The sequence below is a fragment of the Dellaglioa sp. CoH-57-MRSF-20 genome, assembly GCF_056781955.1.
In genome coordinates, this window is record NZ_JBXAXV010000030.1 from 1 (window position 1) to 862 (window position 862).

The following is an 862-nucleotide window of genomic DNA, read 5'->3' on the forward strand; positions in this document are numbered from 1 at the left end:
GACTCACAAAGACAAACGAGTTTCCGGTACCCTTCTTAGCCTTATCGACGAATCGTACTTCAACTATACGGAGAGCCAAGAGGTATACAGCGCGGTGCTGCGCCACATGCGGGAGACGGGAACGACACCGGCCTACCGATTGCTCATCGAGGACCCCGCGATATCGGAGGGCACGCGTAAATGGCTGCGCGATTCGCAGGCAACGGTCACGACCGTAGACGAGGCACAGAAATGTGCGCGACTCCTAAACAAGTACCGCCAAATCCGGCAACTTGAGGAACTGGCCGTCAACATCGACGCGACCCTGAATTCGAAGGGCAAACTCGATGTGGGAACGCTTCTGGAGGATACGGCACTGCGCCTGTCGAGCGCGCGTGCCACAAAGAGCACGAAAGACGCGTTCACCCACTTCGGGATGAACAACAATGCGACGGCACTGGTCCGCGACATCCTGTACGCCGAGTCCGGTGACGACATCATACCGACCGGCATTCCCGAATTCGATCGGCAGTCCGGGGGATTTGCTCGCGGCTCGATGGTCACCATCGCCGCAGGCTCAGGTGCCGGTAAATCGCTGTTTGCCAACGACATCGCGATCAAGATGGCTAGCGCCGGCTACAAGGTGCTGGTGGTTCCTCTCGAAATGAGTGCGAAGGAAACCACGGTGCGCGTCATGGCCAACGTCGGGGCCTTCGACGTGACGGACATTCGTCTACAGCGGTTGGCGACCAACGAGCGCGATTTGGTGATGAAGCGATACAAGAAGTGGGCGAAGAAGGTGAAGGACGCGGGTGGTCGCTACACGATCTTCCGACCCGACGCGGACATGACGATGGAAGAGGTGGTGGCCGCCACCAACGCC

General features: G+C 58.9%; 1 protein-coding gene. It reads left to right on the forward strand.

Annotated features, from left to right (window positions below):
- Positions 1-862: DnaB-like helicase C-terminal domain-containing protein (locus AC1RPN_RS07875; RefSeq protein WP_481763663.1), on the forward strand; the 862-nt coding region annotated here is incomplete at both ends.